A 21,942-nucleotide genomic window follows, 5' to 3' on the forward strand; every position below is an offset into this window, starting at 1 on the left:
AAATCGATTGAATTTTCCGAAAATTGTCTGCATGTGTAAGTTGTGTAAGGAATAAATATATTATGGGCAGTATGAGTATTTGGCATTGGCTGATTGTATTGATTGTGGTTTTGCTGGTTTTTGGATCAGGAAAGATTTCAACATTAATGGGGGATCTGGCCAAGGGTATCAAGATTTTCAAGAAAAATATTGCCGACGATGAAACCTCTTCTCCACAAAGCAAGACAATTTTGCCAGATGTCGACAACAAAGGGGATACCTCTGTTTCCTTTAACGATAATAAGGAAAAAAACCCTGTATCATCCGAAACACAGAAATAAGGTTTTGTTGTTTCAGAAGAGGTTTTAGATTAATAACGAAAGAAAATTTGCCGTTTATGACGACTATCTATACAAACGGACAGGCAATTCCGCTATCAGCCCGGGGTTCTGTAACAGCTTTGGGCAATTTTGACGGTGTGCATCGTGGGCACGCTTATTTATTGGAGACTTTAAAAAAACAGTTTCCAGACCGTTCTTTATCTGTAGTAACTTTTGAACCTCATCCAAGACAGCTTTTCGAAGGCAGGGAAATTTCATTTCGATTGACGAATGCAGATGAACGAAATGCAGCCTTGTCCGCTCTGGGTGTTGAAAATATTTTTCAGATAACATTTGATCAAGAATTTGCTGCGCTAGATGCAAAGAATTTTATTCATCAAATTCTTTATAAATCATTCGGGATTTTTCATGTGGCTTGCGGTGAGGGTTTTGTATTCGGGCACAATCGTCAAGGAAATACCGATTTTTTGATTTCTGAAGCGGATAAACTGGGTATTGGCGTTACGATTGTAAAACCTTTGCGGGAAGAGGGAACGGTGATTTCTTCCAGCCTTATCCGTTCCTGTCTGAAAAATGGTAATCCTGAAAAGGCTGCCCATTATTTGGGTAGGATCTGGTGCATTCAGAATATAGTGGAGCATGGGGATAAAAGGGGCAGGACAATTGGTTTTCCAACTGCGAATTTACAGTTGGGGGAACAGGTAGAGCCCAAATGCGGGGTTTATGCGATTAAAATTCAGTTGGCCAATGGGAGAATGCACGAAGGAGTGGCCAATCTCGGATACCGTCCAACAATTGGAAAACAGACCAGAGCCTGTCTGGAAGCCCATTTGTTTGATTTTAACCAGGATATTTATGGTCAAAAGATTACGGTTTATTTGTATCATTTTATTCGTGATGAAAAACGTTTTAGTGATTTGAATGAATTGAAAAAACAAATAGCCCGGGATGCAAATAATGCGAAAGAATTTTTTAAAATAAAAAATGACTCTGTTAATTCCTTGTAAAAAAGAATTATTAATAATGATAAATTTTATTTTTTAGAAATTGGTTTTATTTTATAAAATCAAATATTGTCTTAATCTACTTTAATTTTACAGTTAGAACGAAATCATGGCTGAATCCAAATCTACCGACCTGTATAGAGATACAGTTTTTTTACCTTCAACCTCATTCCCAATGCGTGGGCGGTTACCTCAACGGGAACCTGAAATTTTGGAACGTTGGAAAAAAATAGGATTGGATGAGGCCATTATCCGGCAATCGGATCAACGGATTTTGGAAGGGAAAAAGGTCTTTACCCTGCACGATGGCCCTCCCTATGCCAATGGACATTTGCATATCGGACATGCGCTTAACAAGATTATCAAGGATGTGATTAATCGTTCCCATCGTATGAATGGTGAGGTTGTTCGATATATTCCCGGTTGGGATTGTCATGGTTTGCCCATTGAGTGGAAGGTAGAAGAGAAATATCGCAAGGCAGGTAAAAACAAGGATGATATTCCGGTATTGCAATTTCGGGCAGAATGTCGCAGCTATGCCCAAAACTGGTTGTCAATTCAATCATCCGAATTTCAGAGACTTGGGGTTCAGGCAGAGTGGGATCACCGATATGCAACAATGGATTTCAGTTCAGAGGCAGCCATTGTTGAAGAAATTGGTCGTTTTCTATTAAATGGCAGTTTATATCGTGGCCTGCGTCCGGTTATGTGGAGCCCGGTTGAAAAAACAGCTCTGGCTGAGGCCGAGATTGAATATCACGATCATACATCGGCAACTATATTTGTAGCTTTTCCTTTTGTCAAAGATCCAACCCCCCAGCATTTATTGGAAAATGTCTCGGCTGTTATCTGGACAACGACTCCATGGACAATTCCTGCGAACCGAGCCATAGCTTACAATAACGATATAACCTATCAAATTATCAGTGTTAAAGCTGTTAACGCTGATTCCCACGTGTCCATTGGAGCCAATTTTCTTATTGCACAGGATTTGCTGACCTCATTTTGTGAACAGGCAGGTATTACGGAATTCAAGGAAGAGGCATCGCTTGAAGGAAACGTGTTGGCAGGTGCAGTTGCAGCGCATCCCTTGCGGGGAAAAGGCTATGATTTTGATGTCCCTTTATTAGCAGGCGAGTTCGTCACGACTGAAGCGGGAACAGGATTGGTTCATTGTGCTCCCGCACATGGTGAAGATGATTTTTATTTATGTCAGCAACATCAAATTGGTGTAACGGAATATGTTGAAGATGATGGGCGCTACGCTTCGGATGTCCCTCTATTTGCCGGTATCCATGTTTTCAAGGCGGCTGAAGCTGTCTGTGAAGAGTTAAACTTATCCAGAGATGAGGCAAGGAATGCAAACAAACCATTTACTGGTCTTGTTGCCCAATCCTCCATCGTGCATTCTTATCCTCATTCCTGGCGATCACGGGCCCCGATTATTTATCGGGCTACCCCGCAATGGTTCATAGCAATGGATGATAAGAGAAAAATTCGTGAGAATGCATTGTCAGTTCTAGAGGATGTTACATTTGTTCCCGCACAAATCCGTAACCGTTTAACCAGCATGATTGCCTCGCGTCCCGACTGGTGTATTAGCCGGCAACGTGCCTGGGGTGTGCCAATCGCCGTTTTTGTCAATAAGGCAACCCGTGAGGTTTTAAGGGATGCTGAAGTTATGCAACGGATTGTAGAAGCTTTCAAAAAAGAAGGTGCAGATGCATGGTATAATTCTTCTCCCTCGCGTTTTCTTGGTGAAAATTACAATAGTGAAGAATATGAACAGGTGTTTGATATTGTGGATGTTTGGTTTGAAAGTGGTTCAACGCATGCTTTTGTCCTGGGTAGGGACAAACTTGATTTTCCTGCGGATTTGTATTTGGAAGGTTCCGACCAGCATCGTGGTTGGTTCCAGTCATCGTTGCTAGAATGTGTGGGAACACGTGGAGTTGCACCTTACAAGGCCATTGTCACTAATGGATTTGTAATGGATGAACAGGGACGTAAAATGTCAAAATCCCTCGGTAATGTTATTGCACCCCAGAATGTCAATGATGAACTTGGTGCAGACATTTTGCGTTTATGGGTAATGAACTCTGATACGAATGAAGATCTTCGAATTGGAAAAGAGATTTTAAAACAGCAAGGTGAATTATACCGACGTTTAAGAAATACGTTACGTTGGGTTCTTGGAGGTTTGGAAGGGTTTTCAGATAAGGAAAAACTTGATTATGAAGATCTTCCCGAACTTGAGCAATGGGTTCTGCATCGTATTTATGAAATGAATCAGGTTATTCAAAAAGCTATTCATACTCATGAATGGGTTGGGGTTTATCCTGCTTTACACTATTTTTGTACAAGTGATTTGTCGGCTTTCTATTTCGATATTCGCAAGGATTCACTTTATTGTGATAAAAAAGAGAATATACGCCGTAGGGCGGTTCGAACCGTATTGGATGTTTTGCATAGATGTTTATGCACTTGGTTGGCACCGGTGTTATGCTTTACTGCAGAGGATGCATGGACTGCTCGCTTTGGTGAGAATGCGACTGTTCATTTGGAAGAATTTCCTCTCATACCTGTGAAATGGTTGAATGATGATCTGGCAAAACGTTGGATTCAATTACGTTCTATTCGTCGTATCATTACGACGGAAATTGAAAATATGCGTCGGGAAGGGATTATCAAGTCTTCGCTCCAAGCTGCTGTAGAATTGAATTTTTCAGAGGAAGAAGCCGCCTTGTTCGGTCATTATGACTGGGCTGAACTGGTTATTGTGTCCCGGGTTGATATCAATATTATACCGGGTTCGGCATCTTTATATTCAGTAGAAACCAAACAGGGTGGAGAGGGTCATGCCGCACCTCGTATTCGGGTAGCAACAGGATATAAATGTGCACGTTGCTGGAAAGTTCTCGATGAAGTGGGAGGCAATTCAAGTTATCCAGAATTGTGCTTGCGTTGCATTGATGTTGTTTCGTAATATTTGGTTTAGGGATTTTCATGAATAAAAGTTCCGTTGTCATGCAAGTTAATCATTTGAAAAAATGGTATTGGGGATTGGGAATGCTGTTTCTGATATTCTTGCTGGACCAGATCAGCAAATACTGTATTCTCAATATAGTAAATTTGCCCCAAAAAGGTTCTATTCCCGTGATTCCATTTTTCAACTTCACTATGGTATGGAACAGGGCAATTACTTTTGGCATGTTGGGTCAGTTTGGTTCATGGGGATCCGTTATTTTTTCTGTTTCCGCTTTTGTGATTGCGGCAAGTTTATTCATATGGATGATTCGTGCCCGTAAAATCTGGGTTATCATGAGTCTGGGTGCCATTGTTGGCGGAGCGTTGGGAAATATCTTAGACCGTTTGCGCTTTGGCGCAGTGGTTGATTTTATTCACTTTCATGTTGCAGGGTGGTCATGGTATGTTTTCAATGTTGCAGATGGCGCAATTGTTTGTGGTGTGATTATCTTGTTAATGGATGCTTTTTTTGGTTGGGAAGAATAGTTTAATATGATACGAAATAGATTCATATTATTAACTATTATTGCTTTTACGGATTTTGTTAAGGAATAAGACGGATGATAATGCGTAAATCAGGTTTGAAATTTTTATTGCCCATGGGATCCCTAATCGGTGTTGTTGTCTTGCTTTCTGCCTGTTCCGGTCAGGATGTTTCCCGTGCATTTGGTATCAAAAGATCAATGCCTGATGAATATACCGTTACGACTCGCGCGCCTTTATCAATGCCACCTAATGATAGTTTGATGAAGCCTGATGAAAATGGAGTCAGACCTCAAGAACAGTCCATACGTCAGCAGGCACTGGAAATTCTTTCTCCCGATGTTGCCTTGGAAGGCATGAAAGATGTTCCAAGCCAGGGTCAAACCCGGTTGATTCAGGATGCCAATCAATCAGCTGATCAGGAGCGTCATAATGAGTTGGTCACGCAGAATGGTTTTGTTGACCAGGTCATGTTCTGGAAAAATGGCAAGCCTTCAGATTTGGCTGTTGACAGTGCGGCTGAAAATAAACGATTGCATAATAACTTGAGTTTGGGTTTGCGTCCTGATGACGGGGCAACACCAACAACGACGCAAAAATAGGTTTTTTGACAAAAGAGGGTTATAAAAAAAATTTGCAATTCTCCAAGTCATTATTAGAATAATGATTATTCGCCCTTTATCCGAACATACAGTTAATTTAATTGCTGCAGGAGAAGTTATTGAGCGTCCTGCCGCCGTTGTTAAAGAACTTGTGGAAAACGCGCTTGATGCAGGGGCAGGCAGAATTGAGATCAATCTTGATAACGGTGGTATTGATCATATTCAGGTCATTGACAATGGTTGTGGAATAGAGGCTGCCGACCTGCCTCTTGCAGTTTCAAGACATTGTACTTCAAAATTGTTTGAAGATGATCTTGTAAATATTAAAACATTGGGATTTAGGGGGGAAGCTCTGCCTTCCATTGGGGCCGCCGCCCGATTGAAAATTATTTCGCGTGTCAAATCGGCGGAAAGTGCGTGGCAGATCTCGGTTGAAGGTGGTAAGATTGTAAACCCTAGTCCGGCCGCTGGTCAAATGGGAACACAAGTTGTTGTAGAAGATTTATTTTATGCGCTTCCTGCACGACGTAAATTCTTGAAAACCGCTCGAGTTGAATATAATCGGTGTGAAATGATTATACAGCGTTTGGCCATCTCTCACCCCGATGTTTCATTCACTGTTATAAAAGATGGTAAGACCGTTTTGAATCTACCGATTCAATCGCAAAAAGATCGTATTTTGGCAGTGTTTTCTGATATTCATGACGAAGAACTGATTATGTTGAATTTCGATCGGGGGGATTTGAAATTATCCGGTTTCATCAGTGCTCCATCTGTAAATCGGGCAACAACAAATGGTCAAATTATGGTTGTTAATGATCGGCCTGTTGCTGATCCAGTAATGCAAATGGCTATTCGTGTTGGTTATCGTCAAGTTCTTGAAAAAGGACGTTATCCTGTTGCCGTACTTTTTCTGCAGCTACCTTTGGATCAGGTAGATGTGAATGTACACCCTGCCAAAACTGAATTGCGTTTTGCTGACGAAGCTGCAGTTCGAGCCTTGATAATTGGTAGCATTCAAAAGAGTCTGGCTATTGGTGCGGGAGTTGCAAATGTTAATCCTGAATCTTTGCACGTTTTTCCCATCACACAATATCATCCCAAAAAAGCTTCTATTCAATATCCCGCGTATCAGCAAAGAATGGGTATAAACAATAAAGAATTTATTCAAGAAGAAGATGCATGTGCCGGGGACAGTTTTGAATTGGGAGCAGGATTATCTTTCAAGGATGTTGGCGATACGTTATCAAGATTCCCTGATGAAAAATATCAAAAAACTACTGCAACCTTGCCTTTGGGATTTGCCGTGGCACAAATTTTCAAAACGTATATTGTTTCGGTAACAGAACATGAAGAATTTGTCATTGTTGATCAGCATGCAGCTCATGAACGTTTAACTCATGAGGCATTACGTCAACAGTATTTAGAGGCTGGAATACAAACACAGCCTTTACTCATACCGGAAGCAATTGAATTTTCTGCTGTTCATTATCGTTGTCTTATGGGTTTTAAGGACAGTTTGGCCGATTTGGGAATAGAAATAGAATCTTTTGGTGAAAAAACGATTCTGGTCAGGGCTCTACCACAACTTTTGGGAAGCATTTCCGCACAGTCGCTTTTGATTGATCTTGCCGAAGAATTGCAGGATAAAGAACAGATGTCGGTTAATGATATTGAATCCGTCCATACCCAACTTGATGCTATTCTTGCCAGAATGGCATGTCATAACAGTGTAAGGGCAGGCCGCTCTTTGAATGAGGAAGAGATGAATGCCCTTTTACGTCAGATGGAGGCCACTCCAAGGGCAGGAACCTGTTCACATGGAAGACCGACATGGCTGAAATGGAGCAAAAAAGATATGGAAAAATTATTTCATCGCTCTTAATAAATTGATATTAAGGAAAAATTAATTTTAAGTAATATTGACAAAAATAAAAACTTTCTGGGCAATATGGTCAGAAAGTTGTATATAATCGAACAATTGTTACGTTTAAATAGATTAAAAAAGAGAATACCGTGCATTCAGTACTGCTTACATTAGTAACGTATTTGCCTTTGCTTGGGGCTTTGGTCATCTTTCTTATGCGTGGATCCTTTGAAGAGGTTGCACGTACTTCCCGTTGGATTGCTTTATGGACAAGTATCATAACATTTGGTCTGTCAATTGTTATGTGGAGTGAATTTCATCCTCGACACGATGGATATCAATTTGAAATTCAAAATTCATGGATTTCGGGATTTGGTGTTTCCTATCATGTTGGCGTGGATGGGATCAGTTTATTTTTTATTATCCTATCAACTTTATTGACCCTGATTGGAATAATGGCCGCATGGCAGATGATCACGGATCGTATCCGTGATTATATGGTTGCTATTCTTGTGTTGGAAACGACATTGGTTGGCCTGTTTTCCGCCCTAGATATGGTTGTATTTTACTGTTTTTATGAAGCGACCCTGCTGCCAAGCAGCATGTTAATTGGAATCTGGGGAGGTCCGAAACGGATTTTTGCCTCTTTGCAATTCTTTCTATTCACGTTTGCTGGTTCTTTATTTATGATGATTGGGATTTTGTGGATATGGGTGAATACAGGTACCACGGATATTCCCGTTTTAATGCACGCATCTTTCTCACCTGCTGTCCAGGGGTGGTTATTGCTGGGTTTTATCCTCGCGTTTGGAGTCAAATTGCCTCTCTTTCCTCTGCATGCCTGGTTACCAGCCGCATATGTTGAGGGTCCGGCGTCGACCACCTTGCTGGTTTCTGGCGTCATGTCTAAGGCAGGCGCCTATGGATTATTAAGATTTTGTGTTTTAATGTTGCCTGAGGCATCTCACCGTTATGCAATGCTGATTATGGGATTGGGTATATGTGCGATTATTTATGGTGCAATAATCGCTTATAAACAAACAGATATTAAACGGATTATAGCCTATTCATCATTTTCTCATATGGGTCTTATTGCCATAGGATTTTTCTCTCTGACACCAGAGGGAATTGATGGCGCCTTATTACAGGTTCTTACTCATGGGGTAACTATTGCTGCACTTTTTTTATGTGTTGCCGCTGTCACCTATCGTATTGGTACAAGAGATATCGAGGCGTTTGGAGGTATCGCTAGTAAAATGCCCAAACTGGCCTTGCTTGGAATGATCTTTATCATGGCCAATGTTGGATTGCCTGGTACGGGTTCGTTTGTGGGTGAATTGCTGGTCATGATTGGAGTTTTACATATATCATTCTGGGTTGCTTTCCTGGGAGGATCAAGCATGATATTAGGTGCTGTTTATATGCTGGTCATGTATCGCAATGTCATATTTGGAAAAATTGTTAATCCGGTTATCAATTCAATTCGGGATCTAAACGCAAGAGAAATGACAATCTTGGTACCATTAGCCGTAATTATCCTGTGGATGGGGATTTATCCAAACAGTTTCTTATCGGTTTTTAATCCGGTAGTGACTGCCTTTACAAATTCAGACCGTATAGAAGAATTGATGAATCATGGTCATATTGTGGCCGATAATATTAATAATATGCACAGTATTTTTGTTCGCTAAGATTTGATAGTCTAAGCGAATATATTTGATTAATACCCACGTTGCCTCTCTTGGCTTATGCGTGGGTTTTTTTTATGATTTATAGTGATTATTTTAATAATTTTTTTAAAAGGTAAATTATGATCAAATCTGTTTCTGGCGAAGTGGCAATTGGAATTGATAAAAAAGGATTGCGTCAAGAAAGTGATTCAATGGGAAAAATAGAGGTCCCTGCGGATCGTTATTGGGGAGCACAGACAGAACGTTCCTTGCATCATTTCAATATTGGTGGGGATGTCATGCCGCGTGAGGTCTATCATGCCTACGGTATTGTTAAACATGCCGCCGCAGAGGTGAATTGTGAAGCGGGCCGTTTGGATGAAACGAAGGCAAAAGCAATCATTCAGGCTGCTGAAGAGGCAGCCGAGGGTGCGCTTGATGATCATTTCCCTCTTTGTGTCTGGCAAACGGGTTCAGGTACACAAACCAATATGAATGTAAATGAGGTGCTTGCCAATCGGGCCATTCAGCTTTTAGGGGGGGAGATCGGTTCCAAAAAACCTGTTCATCCCAATGATCATGTGAATATGGGACAGTCTTCCAATGATAGTTTCCCGACAGCTATGCATGTCGCTATGGTAATGGAATTGGAAAGGCATCTTTTTCCAGAATTACAAAAATTACATAATGCCATTGAGCATAAAGCTAAGGAATGGATGGATGTTGTAAAGATCGGTCGTACCCATTTACAGGATGCAGTTCCTTTAACCGTTGGTCAAGAATGGTCTGGTTGGGCTGCTCAATTAAAGGAAAGTTTACATCGTTTAAAATCAGTAGAGAAAGAATTGTTTGAACTGGCTGCAGGTGGAACAGCTGTTGGAACAGGATTGAATGCGCCAAAAGGTTTCTCCAAGGCGATTGCTAAAAAAATCGCTCAAATCACCAGCTATCCTTTTGTAACAGCGCCCAACAAGTTTGCCTCCTTGGGTGGACTTGACGCTATGGTGGCCACGATGTCTGCGTTACGTGGCGTTGCGGTTGTTCTATTTAAAATAGCAAATGATACTCGTTGGCTCGCTTCAGGACCACGATGTGGACTTGGAGAAATTCATTTGCCTGAAAATGAACCGGGGTCGTCAATTATGCCTGGAAAGGTCAATCCGACTCAATGTGAGGCAATGATCATGGTTTGCATGCAGGTCATGGGTCTTGATGCTGCCGTTGCCTTTGCTGGCTCACAGGGTAATTTGCAGTTAAATGTAACGCGTCCGCTGGTTATCATGAATACGCTACACGCCAGCCGATTGTTAAGGGATGCAGCTAAAGCCTTTCGTGAATTTTCAGTCGAAGGGACAACATTAAATAATGCGCGTATTCAAAAATATATTGATAATTCATTAATGCTTGTTACAGCTCTGGCACCTGTCGTTGGATATGATGGGGCGGCTAGAATTGCACATATGGGGGATGTTGAAGGATTAAGTCTTAAAGAGGCGGCTTTAAAATCGGGATTGATTGATGAAAAGCAGTTTGACGAGCATGTAAAACCTCGGTTGATGGCTGGACATGGTGTTGAAGGTGCCTAAATAAAAAGATTTAATTTTCTAGGCATCGATAAAATGTTTTAACAACGAATAGAAAGGAATTTAATAATTCCTTTCCATGGCAGATAAAACGAATATTTATAATATAATTGAATTAAATATCCAGTAAATCAACAGAACCGGCATGTTCCTGTATAAATTGGAAGCGCATTTCTGATTTTCTTCCCATTAAATCAGAAACACGTGTTTCCGTGACTTCTTTTTCATCATGAGGAATGATGACTTTCAATAGGATACGGTGTTTGGGATCCATTGTCGTTTCCTTTAAATCCTTGGGTGGCATTTCACCTAAACCTTTAAAACGAGAAACTTCAATTTTACCTTTTTTTTGGTTCAACCTTGATAAATTATGGTCTTTATCCTTATCATCCATGGCATAAATAATTTTATCTCCTTGGCTAAGACGGTATAAGGGTGGTTGAGCCAGATAAATTTTTTCTTGAAGAATAAGTTCTGGAAGTTCTTGATAGAAAAAAGTCATCAATAAAGAAGCAATATGCGCACCATCAACATCCGCATCTGTCATGATAATGATGCGACCATAGCGTAGTTTATCGATATCAAATGCGGAACCTATGCCACAACCCAAGGCTTCTATTAAATCTTTTAATTCCTGATTATTATTTAATTTTTGATTGGAAGCACTTGCAACATTGAGAATTTTACCTCTCAAAGGTAAAATTGCCTGAGTTTCGCGATTACGGGCTTGTTTGGCCGACCCTCCAGCAGAATCTCCCTCTACGATAAAGATTTCTGTTTGATTGGTATTAGAACTTGTGCAATCGGTCAGCTTACCTGGTAATCTTAAACGTTTTGTTGCGCTTTTTCTTACTGTTTCCCGGTTTTCTTTACGTTGTAAACGTTCTTCAGCTTTATCAAGAAGGAAAGAGAAAAGTTGATCTGCCTGATTTGGATCGGCTGCCAACCAGTGATCAAAACGATCCCGTAGTGCGGTTTCAACAAGTTTGGTTGTATTTTTTGAGCTTAGTTTCTCTTTTGTTTGTCCCTGGAACTCTGGATCCCGAATAAAGATGGACAATTTTGCCGCAAGAGATCCCAGCATATCATCAGAAGTGATGATTGAGGATCTTTTATTGGATCGGTTTTCCCCCCATGTCCGAATTCCTTTTAACAGGGCATTTTTGAAGCCCTGTTCATGGGTTCCACCCAATGGCGTCGGTATGGTATTACAAAACGATGCCAAACCGCTTTCACCTTTTTCCAGCCATGCCAAAGACCATTCAATTTTGCCTGTATTTTCACCTTTTGAATCATTGGGTAAATTGACGTCACCGGACCATATAGGACAGATCAACTGGTCCGAGTCGGTTTCTTCTTTCAAACTGTCTTCAAGTCCATTAGCAAAATGCAGGATTGTTTCCCTTGGAATATCAGTGTTATTCACTAATTCAGGATCACACGACCAGTTTAGGGTGACACCTTTATAAAGAAACGCCTTGGAGCGACACAGTTTATACAACTGTTTCGGTGAAAATTGCAGTTTGCCAAATATCTCGATGTCAGGAATAAAACTGATTTGGGTTCCTCTGCGATTTTGTATATAACCACATTCAATTAATGGAGTAATCGGTAATCCGCGTTCATAGGTTTGTTTCCACAGTATCTTATCACGGGCAATTTCGATTTCCATCCAAGAAGATAGGGCATTGACAACAGAAGATCCAACTCCATGAAGACCCCCAGCAGTATTATAGACTTTATTGGAAAATTTCCCTCCTGCATGAAGCGTGGTTAGAATTACTTCCAGGGCGGATTTATTTTTAAATTTTGGATGAGGGTCAACAGGAATTCCGCGTCCATTATCGCGAATGGTCAATTTGTTATCCTGTTCAAGTTTTATGTGAATGGTGTTTGCAAAACCGCCAACGACCTCATCCATGGCATTATCCAATATTTCAGCTGCCATGTGGTGCAGGGCGTTTTCATCCGTACCACCAATATACATACCAGGTCGCTTTCTGACAGGCTCCAAACCTTCAAGAACCTCTATGTCTTTGGCGTTATAATCGCTGGTAACAGATTTTATCCCTTTTACATTTTTCTTGTCTGCAAAATGGGTTTTAGAAGAATTGTTTGAAGAAAATAAATCGCTCATATAAGTGTATTTCGCATAAAAACACGTTTTTACAAAATGTTTTCTTCATGACTCTTAAATTTTGAAATTATTTCTTGTGAACTGCCGCTTTGCGTGTGATTCGTCTTTTTCTAACGACTTTGCCTTTTTTATGTGTTGCAGGTGCCTGACAGATTTCATAAGATGCTGGTTGGAGAATATCTTTTGCCTCTGCATATTGAGACAATTCACTTGCCGTTTTCAATGGTTTGATTTCATCAAACATGGACATTCTTTGAATGCAGAAAATTGTTCCCGCTTTAAGTCCCTGAGAGGATTGTACGTTGGCTAGCTGTGTGATGTAATCATCATATGCTTTTTGATATGCCTTTCCTGAGCGTTTTCCGTAACTTGACCGGAAATAACCCTTCAATTTAACTTCCTCACTGCTAACAATCGGGCGGAATTGATTGATAAAGGCGTTATATTGATTTTGAGCCTGACATGAAAGGGCTGTCACCATTAATTCGCTTTTCAAGCCTTCTATGTTAAAAGCTTCGTGAGAAGGGGAATTATTGCAAGTGGCCGTTGAAGCCCATGATGGATTCGAAAACATTCCCGCAGCGATTAATCCAGAAAAGAGAAAGCGTTTAATTAATAGAGACATTGAGTGCTCCAAATCGGATATGAACTAAAAAGATTGGTTGGGTAGTTAAAAGAATATTGGATTTATTCTATAAAAGTTTATTGCAGTTGTATATGACATTATTAAATCGGATATAACAGGAATTGTACATAATGCAATAGTTTATATTCACATTTTGCAATAATAAACGAAAATAAAAAAGTTAAAATTCATCTAAAATATCATAAAGTTATTGGTGATTTTGTTTTTATCTGGTAGTGATCTTTGTAAGTGGATGTGTAATTGATACAAAAGGTAGGAATAAATTCTTACATCTTTTTTACCAATCCGGGTTTAAACTGATATTCTCATCAAGTTTGTAATTGTAAACTGCCAAGTTATAGGTAGGATTTAATAAATGGAGGCTAGTTTCGTGCGTTTGCGTTCATCTTTTATTTTGGCTTCATTGGGAATTGCTTTGGCAGCTTGTCAACATAATCAGCAACCAGTGGCCCAACCCGATAGGGAGGCTGCCAATCCTTTTAAATATTCAAAAAAATCATCTGTTTGTCAAATAACACCTATAGTCAAAGAAGCGGATGGAAGTTGGAAAACGACGATGACAGTCCGCAGCGATGATGGTCAATGTGAATTCAATGTTGTGCAACCTGACTCCAAAAACAACTTCATCTCTTTTGGTATTGCAACTGTTCCTGAACATGGCAAGACATTTGTTTATAATTATGATAAAAGAACCTATATAAGATACACGCCATCTTTGGCATATGCAGGAACAGATAGATTCATTGTCAATCTTTTACATCAGGATGGGGGCAATAAAACGGTTTTGTCAGTAGATGTAACAGTAGACAATACAGGTGTTCAGATTCCTAAACCCGCTATAGAACCCGCGAACAAAAATACGACCTCTCGAAAAAAGGTAACACGTCATAGAGCTGTCTCCCATCATCGAAAAACCGTAGGAAAAGCTAAATGATGATTTGAATTTGCCATTACGTTAAATAGTAAAATTAATAGCTGTGGGACGAGGACGCTTCATTCCTTTTTCCTCGGCTTTTCTGATGAGATCTTGCATCGTTATTGAAGCTATTTCCTTCATGATTTTTTGATCAATAGATTGCCATAATGGTTTGATAACTTGTTGAAAAAGTGGAAACGTAAATTCTTCATATTTTTCTTTTTCATCAACCGAAATGGCCTTAATGATATCAGCGATTGAAAGTAGTCTTTTTGGTTTAGCCAGATGATACCCACCTCGTGGTCCACGAGTACTTTCCAAGATTGAAGCTCTGGATAAAAGTTGTAAAATCGGTTCAATACTTCTTTTGGGTAGTTTTGTCCTTGAAGAAATGTCAGAAGCACTTACGGTATTATTGTGACTTGAGTAAAAGGCGATATCTGTTACAATAAGAATAGCGATAATGGCACGATCTTGTCTTAAGAGCATTAAATATTTTTCCTAAGGTTTTAAAGAAATATTTAGTTAATTTAAAATTTATATCCTAATATTAATAGTATATAATAATTATTTAAGATGAAAAATAGTATTTTTTATAAATAAAATCTGTGATGTGGAAATATTTTGCATAAATAGGTTATTTATAGCGATTATTATCCTTAATCAACGAGTAATGGGAATTGTTATGACAAAAAATAATCGTTTTGGGTTGGCACAACCTAGAGGTAAAATTTATAATTCTTTGATTGATACAATTGGTGGGACACCGCTTGTAAGGCTAGGAAATCTAATAAAGCAGGATAATATCGAAGCTGATATTTTATTAAAGCTAGAATTTTTTAACCCTTTATCTTCAGTCAAGGATCGAATTGCCGCCGCGATGGTATATCAGGCGGAAGAAGAAGGGATTATTAGTCCTCATAAAAGTGTACTGGTTGAACCAACATCAGGCAATACAGGAATTGGCTTGGCATTTATAGCGGCAGCGAAAGGTTATCGGCTGATCGTTACAATGCCTGAAAAGGCATCGATTGAGCGTCGAAAAATGATGCGTTTTCTTGATGCGCAGGTTGAACTGACCCCAGGTCATCTGGGAATGGCTGGGGCAATTGCTCGAGCAAAAGAAATTGTAGAAAATACACCTCATGCCTGGATGCCAAAACAATTTGAAAATCCCGTGAATCCACTTGTCCATGAGTATACCACTGCGGAAGAAATCTGGCAGGATACGCAAGGAAAAGTCGATATTGTTGTTGCCGGTATCGGAACAGGTGGAACCATTACAGGAATTGCCAGAGGATTGAAGAAACATAATCCAAAGGTGGAGATATTTGGTGTTGAACCTGCAGAAAGTGCTGTTCTTAACGGAGAAGAGCCTGGTCCTCATGGTATTCAGGGAATAGGGGCAGGATTTAAACCAGGTATTTTGGATACCGATTTACTTAAACAGGTTCTGATGGTTTCAGAAAGTGACGCTCTTGCCACGTCAAGACGCGTTGCTCGATTGGATGGTATTCCTGTGGGTATTTCTTCAGGTGCAGCTCTGTTTGCGAGTATTCAGTTGGCAGCCCGTAAAGAAAACAAAGGTAAAGTCATTGTAACGATTGTTCCTTCATTTGCGGAACGTTATCTATCAACACCTTTGTTCAATGGATTGGTTTAAATCCTTATTTAAAACCGTATCGTAAGGGAAATCCGGAATATGTGATATTCCCTCCACGATGAAACTATTTAGCGTAAAATTATTTCCACACGTCTGTTACGTGCCTCCCTTACATTGGGTCCTGTTTGTACTCGCAAATTTTGTGATCCATATCCATGTATATCAATATTGCCGGCCGGAACACCATTTCGTATCAATTCGGATCTGATTTCCTTGGCTCTTTTTAGGGAAAGTTCGATATTGTATTTTTTTCCCTTAATGTCAGGACTAGCAGATGTATCTGTATAACCATCCGCTTCAATACGGGTGTTTTCCACGTTATTGTATGCTTGGGCAGCCTCTCGGACAATAAGTCGCGCTCGATTACTCAGGCTATAACTATTCCAGTTAAAAAACACAAGATATAATCTTGATTTTCTAGCCTTAGGAACTACAGGGGTTTCATCAACAGGTGCTGCAGGAGGAGGGGCAGGGTTAAATTCATAACGTAACCCGAGTAAAATGGAATGGTTAAAATAGGTGGTTGTATCCCGATTGCCTTTGGTATGGCCATAAGGATGGGTAATGTTTCTTCCTCCTTGGGTACCCCATACATCGGCGGTATGACTTTGGGGTGCCAGCATTGTCCAGAATCGATATTCTGTAATGAAGGACAATCCAACAATCCAAGGGGTTGGAAATGATAGCCCTCCAATTCCCTGGTAAGCGAATTGTCCGAACGTACCTCCCATGTGTTCAGTAAGACGATGATCCGAGGTGCGAAGTTTTACTCCATTCATTGTAGACCATCCATAACCAATCCCCGCACCGAAATATGGAAATATATAAGGGCTTCCCACATCCATATCAAAAAGGGCGTTAACCATAAATCCATAAGTTTGTTGGCGGCCCTCACCACGGGCTTTATAGGAACCGAGATTTTGATATTTCAAGGGATTGTTGCGATAATTTCCCTCCACTTCAACTCGAAAACCGTTTCCAAGACCATATCCTAGACTCGTTACTGCAGTGGCCCCTGGTGTATATTTATCGCGACCATCAGGCATAATGGGATTTTGACGCACAACTTGATCTTGATTGATACTAAGCCCGCCAGCACCTGTTACATACAAACCTTTAACCGGTTGTGCTTTTATCGTGGTTGAGGGCATGAGAAAAGTGGTTAAACATAAAAGGGTAGAAATATTAAATATAGATGCAGCAAATAGAGGGAATTTCAAACTCATCTTAATTTTTCACTCCTTAAATCTAGCTATCAGCTGCAAATTGTTTTAGTAAAATATTCTTCGAACTGAAATACCCTTTTTTTAGTGAAGAAAGAAGTAAAAAAAATTTTTTGTTCGAAAAATATATCAAATGTCATTGAAACATCACATGGTTTAAATTTACTTGAATAGAAGCAATATACTATTTTCAAACTTAAATAAATACAAGAGAGCAATTTTTAATTGTTATCATTTAGCAATGTAATAATCAAAAAAATATTAATACCGTGAAAAATCTAATTTGGTTGTCTATACAACTTAATCATTCGGGATCATATCAAGTGCTTTTTGGTAAAGCTTTGGGTTAAGAAGCAAATAATCGGCAATCTCAAGATCAATATCTGAACCGATGGCAGGGGGACAGGCATTTCTAATTTGAAGAATGTCCTTTGCTTCAACCGGAAAACGTGATTGTCTGGAAAAGATAACATCACGTGCATAGGAAGATTGATCATTAATTAATTTATTCATTTGTTTTTGAGTGAATTTAACTCCACGACTTGTGCATATTTGCGGAATGATGCCCAAGCCCTGAATTGGCCATCCCAAGGGAGCGATAACCCTGCTCCATGTAACGAAGAGCTCTCCTCCATCAGGTAATTGTGCAATGGTTTGTACAAGACCTTTACCCAAAGTTGTGCTGCCGATTACGACGGCTCTCTTATGATCGGATAACGCAGCGGTTAAAATTTCGGCAGCACTTGCAGTTCTGCCATCAACTAAAATAACAATGGGAACATTATTGGTTATGTCTCCTCCCTGTACTGCCCATACGTGATTGGACTCTTGATCTCGTCCTTGTGTCGTTGCTGCAATACCATGATCCAGCAATAATGCAGAGCTTGTTATGGCCTGTTGTAAAACACCTCCTCTATTTCCTCTGAGATCGAGAATCAGTCCCTTTAATTTCATATCTTGAACAGCTTGATCAAGATACTGATTGATTTCTTCCGCAGTGAAAGTTGAAAAGGAGGTTATTTTCAAAATGATTATGTCATCATTTGTAAATGCAAATACGGTCGCTGGAGGAACAATTTCTCTTTTCAAACGTACGATTCTTGTTTTTTTTCTACCGTGTGAGCCCAAGACAAGAGTCAAAGATGAATTGTTGCTGCCCTTTAGCCAGTTATTAATTGTTTCAACAGATTGTTTATAGGTACGTTTGCTATCTATTTTATAGATACGTTCACCTACGTTAAGTCCTGCTGACCAGGCGGGACCATTGGTATTGATAGAGCTGATAACGATATAGTTTTTATCTTTGGAGATGGTAATTCCGATATTTGCCTCACCATCTCCTCGTTGATTACGATCCGTGGATGCAAAATTGGGAGCGACATATCTTGAATAGGGATCCATATGATCAAATAATTCATCAAAAAAAGCTTGGGTAAGACCTTGATTGTTTGCCAATTGAATTAAATTGGAATTTTCCCATCCCTTGGTAGAAATATCTGTTATGGTCTTTGCCCATTGGGGTATATCGTTATCTGCCGGCAAGGGATAGTTAGCTAGAATTTTTTGAGACTGTTGAAGAACAAGCTTATCTTCGATTTCATGAATTGATAAAGAGGGGTCAACGGCATTTAAGCCATTCAGTCCCCATAAAGACAATTCTTTTATCGTATGTTCTTCCAGTATTCTGGGTTGTAGAAAAGTCAATGCGGTGGCGATGACATTTTCGTAGCTATGTTGATTAAACGGGGCGATATCTTTTGGTTTTGTGGATGTAGTGGATTGTGCGTATATAGGGGTATAGGTATTAAATGCAAGAATTATATACAGACAATAAAATAAAGGTTTGTATTTTTGCAAAATGAAACATAGAAAACATATCGCATTTTGCGTCAGTCTAAAGAAACAGAAATGTCGTATTAGGAGGAAAATGATTGTTCTCCAAAGACAATAAAATATTTTAAATATAAGGTTAGCCAATATTAAAAAAGCTATAGCAACTTTAAGATTATTAAAACCTAAATATAAAAATAACAAAATCTGTCACGTAAAAAACACAATAATCTAGTTAAAAATCATATTATTTTTTTGCTTTTTTTACTGTTTTTTTCTTTTTTGTTGGCGTTTTCTTTAACTCTTTTCCTTTTTCTTCGAGAAGTTTCAATGCGTCCTCTAGGGTTGTATTATCTCCGTTATCTCCTTTTGGTAGGGATGCAACAGATTTTTTATGCTGTATATAAAATCCGAAACGTCCTTTTCTTAATAAAACAGGTTCCTTATCTTTTGGATGAAGCCCCAGATTACGGATAGAAGCCATTTTTTTTGCAAGAACCTCCAAGGCTCGATTCAATCCTACTGATAAAATATCTTCATTTTTATCCAAGGCGGCAAAAATATTTCCCATTTTGATATAAGGGCCAAAACGTCCCAATCCGATTTCGATTTTTTCACCTGTCTCAGGATATTCTCCAAGTAATTTTGGAAAAGATAACAGGGCAATGGCCTGATCCAGGGTAAGTGTATTTCCATCAATATTATTTGGAATAGCGGCACGTTTGGGTTTGATCTTTTTATTTTCAGGATCAGCCTCACCAGATTGTATATATAATCCGTAAGGTCCTTTACGAAGTGAGATTACTTCATTATTTTCTGGATTATTTCCAAGGATTTTGCTGCCTTCTTTTAAAATCTCATTATCTTCTTGATCAGCATTATCCAGAGTTAATTTTCTAGTATATTGACATTCAGGATAGTTGGTACATCCTATAAACGCCCCATAGCGACCCAGTTTTAGATGAAGTTTGCCATTTTCACAGGCAGGACATTTTCTGGGGTCGGACCCGTCCGTTGTTTCGGAAAAGAAGTGAGAGCCAAGATCATGATCAAGCGCATCAATAACATCAGAGATTTTCAGTTCTTTTGTTTGCTCGATGGCATTGGAAAAATCGTTCCAAAAATCCTGTAAAACTTTTTTCCAATCTATTTTACTATCAGAAATTTCATCAAGTTGTCCCTCTAACGTGGCGGTAAAATCGACATCAACGTAACGTTTAAAGAAAGATGTTAGAAAAGCAGTAACCAAACGTCCACGATCCTGAGGAATAAAATAACGATTTTCAAGAGTAACATAACCTCTGTCACGTAAAACCCCGAGAATGGATGCATAAGTAGATGGACGACCAATACCCAGTTCCTCCATCTTTTTAACAAGTGAAGCTTCACTATAGCGTGGAGGAGGTTGAGTAAAATGCTGACTAGGCAAAATTTCTTTGGTTTGAAGAGTCTCTTTTTCTCTTAAGGGGGGCAGGAGTGACCCTTTGTTGTTTTTATTTTCCGCCTCATCTTTATCTGTATCATCAAAACTTTCTGTATAAACTTTTAAGAAACCCTCAAATGTTATTGTTGATCCCGTTGTTTTAAAGCAATTTTCCTGCTTTTCATCTGTTATTGTTATGGAAATTTGATCAAGTTCTGCGGATTCCATCTGACTGGCAAGAGCTCTTTTCCAGATAAGATCATAAAGCTGTTTCTGATCAGCTGTTAAATAAGAACTGATTTGTTCAGGAGTGAAATTGATATGTGTAGGTCGTATGGCTTCATGTGCCTCTTGGGCGTTTTTTGCCTTACTTGTGTATTTGCGTGGTGATTTTGGTACAAATTTTTCGCCATATTCGGTATTGATATGATTACGAATGGCCTGAATTGCTTCATTGGCCATTTGTACTCCATCGGTTCTCATATAGGTAATCAAACCAACGGTTTCCCCCTTAACTTCAATTCCCTCATAAAGTTGTTGTGCGGTACGCATCGTGTTTTGTGCGCTCATTCTTAATTTTCTTGATGCTTCCTGTTGTAATGTCGAGGTGGTAAAGGGGGGGGATGGATTCCTTCTTGTTTTTTTTCGCTCTATGGTACGAACGCTAAACTGTTGATTATTTAAATATGTACAAGCCTCTTTTGCCAGATTTTTCGTATTTAGATCAAATTGTTCAAGTTTTTTGTTTTTTAAATGGGTAAGTTTTGCCGTGAAATCCTTATTGGATGAAGAGATAAAAGTGCCATGAATGGTCCAATATTCTTTGGATTGAAAAATCTCGATTTCAGCTTCACGTTCGCATACAAGACGCAAGGCAACAGATTGGACTCGTCCTGCACTTCGGGACCCAGGTAATTTCCGCCATAAAATTGGTGATAATGTAAAGCCTACCAGATAATCAAGTGCACGTCGTGCAAGATATGCTTCAATCAAAGGTTGGTCCAGTTTCCGGGGATGTTGAATAGCGTATTGAACTGCCTGTTTGGTAATTTCATTGAAGGTAATACGCTCGACATTAATATTTTTAAGTAATTTCTTTTCATTCAGGATGGATTGGACATGCCAGGAAATTGCTTCCCCCTCACGATCGGGGTCAGTGGCAAGATAAAGTGTTTTGGCATTTTTTAAGGCCTGGGCAATCGCCTTGATCTGCTTGTTTCCACGTTCATCCGTTTCCCAATCCATGGCAAAATTTTCAGTCGGCCTAACACTTCCATCCTTCGGAGAAAGATCTCGGACATGCCCGAAAGAGGCGAGAACAGTGTATTTGTTTCCAAGATATTTATTTATGGTTTTGGCCTTGGCAGGTGATTCAACAACGATGACGTCTGTCATTTTCTCTCCAGACGGATTAGTAAAAATGATTTCTTCAATTAGAAACAGAATACTATCTTTTCTTTAGTAAGAAGCAACTGCTATTTTGGTTTTTAATTAATTTTTTAAATGGATGTGATTTACATATTAAAACGAAAATGGAAAAAAAATTCA

Annotated in this window: 15 protein-coding genes and 1 pseudogene; 10 read left to right on the forward strand and 6 right to left on the reverse strand. The window is 39.4% G+C overall.

The features are described 5' to 3' along the window. Window positions 1–62: 62 nt before the first annotated feature. The 8 genes and pseudogenes from H3R33_RS01695 to fumC form a co-directional block, all read left to right on the forward strand. Window positions 63–236, forward strand: a pseudogene (locus H3R33_RS01695) (twin-arginine translocase TatA/TatE family subunit); the annotation flags it as partial. Window positions 237–376: 140 nt separating this feature from the next. Then, the gene (locus tag H3R33_RS01700) at window positions 377–1,327 is read left to right on the forward strand and encodes a bifunctional riboflavin kinase/FAD synthetase (RefSeq protein ID WP_122123807.1); all 951 of its coding nucleotides are present in this window, start codon (window positions 377–379) and stop codon (window positions 1,325–1,327) included. A gap of 106 nt (window positions 1,328–1,433) precedes the next feature. Then, the gene (ileS, locus tag H3R33_RS01705; RefSeq protein WP_198184616.1) at window positions 1,434–4,310 is read left to right on the forward strand and encodes an isoleucine--tRNA ligase; all 2,877 of its coding nucleotides are present in this window, start codon (window positions 1,434–1,436) and stop codon (window positions 4,308–4,310) included. Window positions 4,311–4,330: 20 nt separating this feature from the next. Then, entirely contained in the window at window positions 4,331–4,837 is a 507-nt protein-coding gene (gene lspA, locus H3R33_RS01710; protein ID WP_255518766.1) for a signal peptidase II, read from the forward strand. Window positions 4,838–4,917: 80 nt separating this feature from the next. Continuing rightward, the gene (locus H3R33_RS01715; protein WP_232351039.1) at window positions 4,918–5,436 is read left to right on the forward strand and encodes a DUF3035 domain-containing protein; all 519 of its coding nucleotides are present in this window, start codon (window positions 4,918–4,920) and stop codon (window positions 5,434–5,436) included. 61 nt (window positions 5,437–5,497) lie between these two features. Next, entirely contained in the window at window positions 5,498–7,321 is a 1,824-nt protein-coding gene (gene mutL / locus H3R33_RS01720; protein ID WP_198184617.1) for a DNA mismatch repair endonuclease MutL, read from the forward strand. A gap of 131 nt (window positions 7,322–7,452) precedes the next feature. Next, the gene (locus H3R33_RS01725) at window positions 7,453–8,994 is read left to right on the forward strand and encodes an NADH-quinone oxidoreductase subunit M (protein ID WP_198184618.1); all 1,542 of its coding nucleotides are present in this window, start codon (window positions 7,453–7,455) and stop codon (window positions 8,992–8,994) included. 119 nt (window positions 8,995–9,113) lie between these two features. Beyond that, on the forward strand, window positions 9,114–10,559 hold the full coding sequence (fumC, locus tag H3R33_RS01730; protein WP_198184619.1) for a class II fumarate hydratase: 1,446 nt from the start codon (window positions 9,114–9,116) through the stop codon (window positions 10,557–10,559). Window positions 10,560–10,671: 112 nt separating this feature from the next. On the opposite strand, the gene parE is transcribed toward fumC, so the two are convergent. Together parE and H3R33_RS01740 are read right to left on the reverse strand one after the other, a co-directional pair. Next, window positions 10,672–12,693 carry a DNA topoisomerase IV subunit B gene (parE, locus tag H3R33_RS01735; protein WP_198184620.1) on the reverse strand — a complete coding sequence of 674 codons (2,022 nt, stop codon included), beginning with the start codon at window positions 12,691–12,693 and terminating at the stop codon, window positions 10,672–10,674. A gap of 67 nt (window positions 12,694–12,760) precedes the next feature. Next, complete coding sequence (locus H3R33_RS01740) at window positions 12,761–13,318, reverse strand: hypothetical protein (RefSeq protein ID WP_198184621.1); 558 nt, start codon at window positions 13,316–13,318, stop codon at window positions 12,761–12,763. 376 nt (window positions 13,319–13,694) lie between these two features. Between H3R33_RS01740 and H3R33_RS01745 the strand changes: the two genes are divergently transcribed. Beyond that, window positions 13,695–14,273, forward strand: coding sequence for a hypothetical protein (locus H3R33_RS01745; RefSeq protein WP_122123799.1), 579 nt, complete (start codon window positions 13,695–13,697; stop codon window positions 14,271–14,273). A gap of 21 nt (window positions 14,274–14,294) precedes the next feature. Here the strand turns inward: H3R33_RS01745 and H3R33_RS01750 are convergent, their stop codons facing one another. Next, entirely contained in the window at window positions 14,295–14,744 is a 450-nt protein-coding gene (locus tag H3R33_RS01750; RefSeq protein ID WP_110438269.1) for an Rrf2 family transcriptional regulator, read from the reverse strand. Window positions 14,745–14,940: 196 nt separating this feature from the next. Between H3R33_RS01750 and cysK the strand changes: the two genes are divergently transcribed. Next, entirely contained in the window at window positions 14,941–15,918 is a 978-nt protein-coding gene (gene cysK / locus H3R33_RS01755) for a cysteine synthase A (protein ID WP_198184622.1), read from the forward strand. Window positions 15,919–15,986: 68 nt separating this feature from the next. Here the strand turns inward: cysK and H3R33_RS01760 are convergent, their stop codons facing one another. The 3 genes from H3R33_RS01760 to topA all read right to left on the reverse strand — a co-directional run bounded on the left by H3R33_RS01760 (window position 15,987) and on the right by topA (window position 21,789). Next, window positions 15,987–17,144: an OmpA family protein gene (locus H3R33_RS01760; RefSeq protein WP_155568287.1), complete on the reverse strand. Its 1,158-nt coding sequence runs from the start codon at window positions 17,142–17,144 to the stop codon at window positions 15,987–15,989. Between the two features lie 297 nt (window positions 17,145–17,441). Next, the gene (locus tag H3R33_RS01765) at window positions 17,442–18,998 is read right to left on the reverse strand and encodes a S41 family peptidase (RefSeq protein ID WP_232342104.1); all 1,557 of its coding nucleotides are present in this window, start codon (window positions 18,996–18,998) and stop codon (window positions 17,442–17,444) included. Between the two features lie 220 nt (window positions 18,999–19,218). Continuing rightward, window positions 19,219–21,789, reverse strand: a complete 2,571-nt coding sequence (gene topA, locus H3R33_RS01770; RefSeq protein WP_198184623.1) for a type I DNA topoisomerase — start codon at window positions 21,787–21,789, stop codon at window positions 19,219–19,221. Between the last annotated feature and the right edge of the window lie 153 nt (window positions 21,790–21,942).

Source organism: Commensalibacter sp. B14384M2 (assembly GCF_016101865.1).
Taxonomy (GTDB): Bacteria; Pseudomonadota; Alphaproteobacteria; order Acetobacterales; family Acetobacteraceae; genus Commensalibacter; species Commensalibacter melissae.

Excerpts from the sequence above, each read along its gene's own strand:
- mutL (WP_198184617.1), top strand. The coding sequence starts at position 5,498 with ATGATTATTCGCCCTTTATCCGAACATACAGTTAATTTAATTGCTGCA.
- H3R33_RS01760 (WP_155568287.1), bottom strand. The coding sequence starts at position 17,144 with ATGAGTTTGAAATTCCCTCTATTTGCTGCATCTATATTTAATATTTCT.
- H3R33_RS01700 (WP_122123807.1), top strand. The coding sequence starts at position 377 with ATGACGACTATCTATACAAACGGACAGGCAATTCCGCTATCAGCCCGG.
- fumC (WP_198184619.1), top strand. The coding sequence starts at position 9,114 with ATGATCAAATCTGTTTCTGGCGAAGTGGCAATTGGAATTGATAAAAAA.
- H3R33_RS01750 (WP_110438269.1), bottom strand. The coding sequence starts at position 14,744 with ATGCTCTTAAGACAAGATCGTGCCATTATCGCTATTCTTATTGTAACA.
- H3R33_RS01745 (WP_122123799.1), top strand. The coding sequence starts at position 13,695 with ATGGAGGCTAGTTTCGTGCGTTTGCGTTCATCTTTTATTTTGGCTTCA.
- parE (WP_198184620.1), bottom strand. The coding sequence starts at position 12,693 with ATGAGCGATTTATTTTCTTCAAACAATTCTTCTAAAACCCATTTTGCA.
- topA (WP_198184623.1), bottom strand. The coding sequence starts at position 21,789 with ATGACAGACGTCATCGTTGTTGAATCACCTGCCAAGGCCAAAACCATA.
- lspA (WP_255518766.1), top strand. The coding sequence starts at position 4,331 with ATGAATAAAAGTTCCGTTGTCATGCAAGTTAATCATTTGAAAAAATGG.
- H3R33_RS01715 (WP_232351039.1), top strand. The coding sequence starts at position 4,918 with ATGCGTAAATCAGGTTTGAAATTTTTATTGCCCATGGGATCCCTAATC.
- ileS (WP_198184616.1), top strand. The coding sequence starts at position 1,434 with ATGGCTGAATCCAAATCTACCGACCTGTATAGAGATACAGTTTTTTTA.
- cysK (WP_198184622.1), top strand. The coding sequence starts at position 14,941 with ATGACAAAAAATAATCGTTTTGGGTTGGCACAACCTAGAGGTAAAATT.
- H3R33_RS01740 (WP_198184621.1), bottom strand. The coding sequence starts at position 13,318 with ATGTCTCTATTAATTAAACGCTTTCTCTTTTCTGGATTAATCGCTGCG.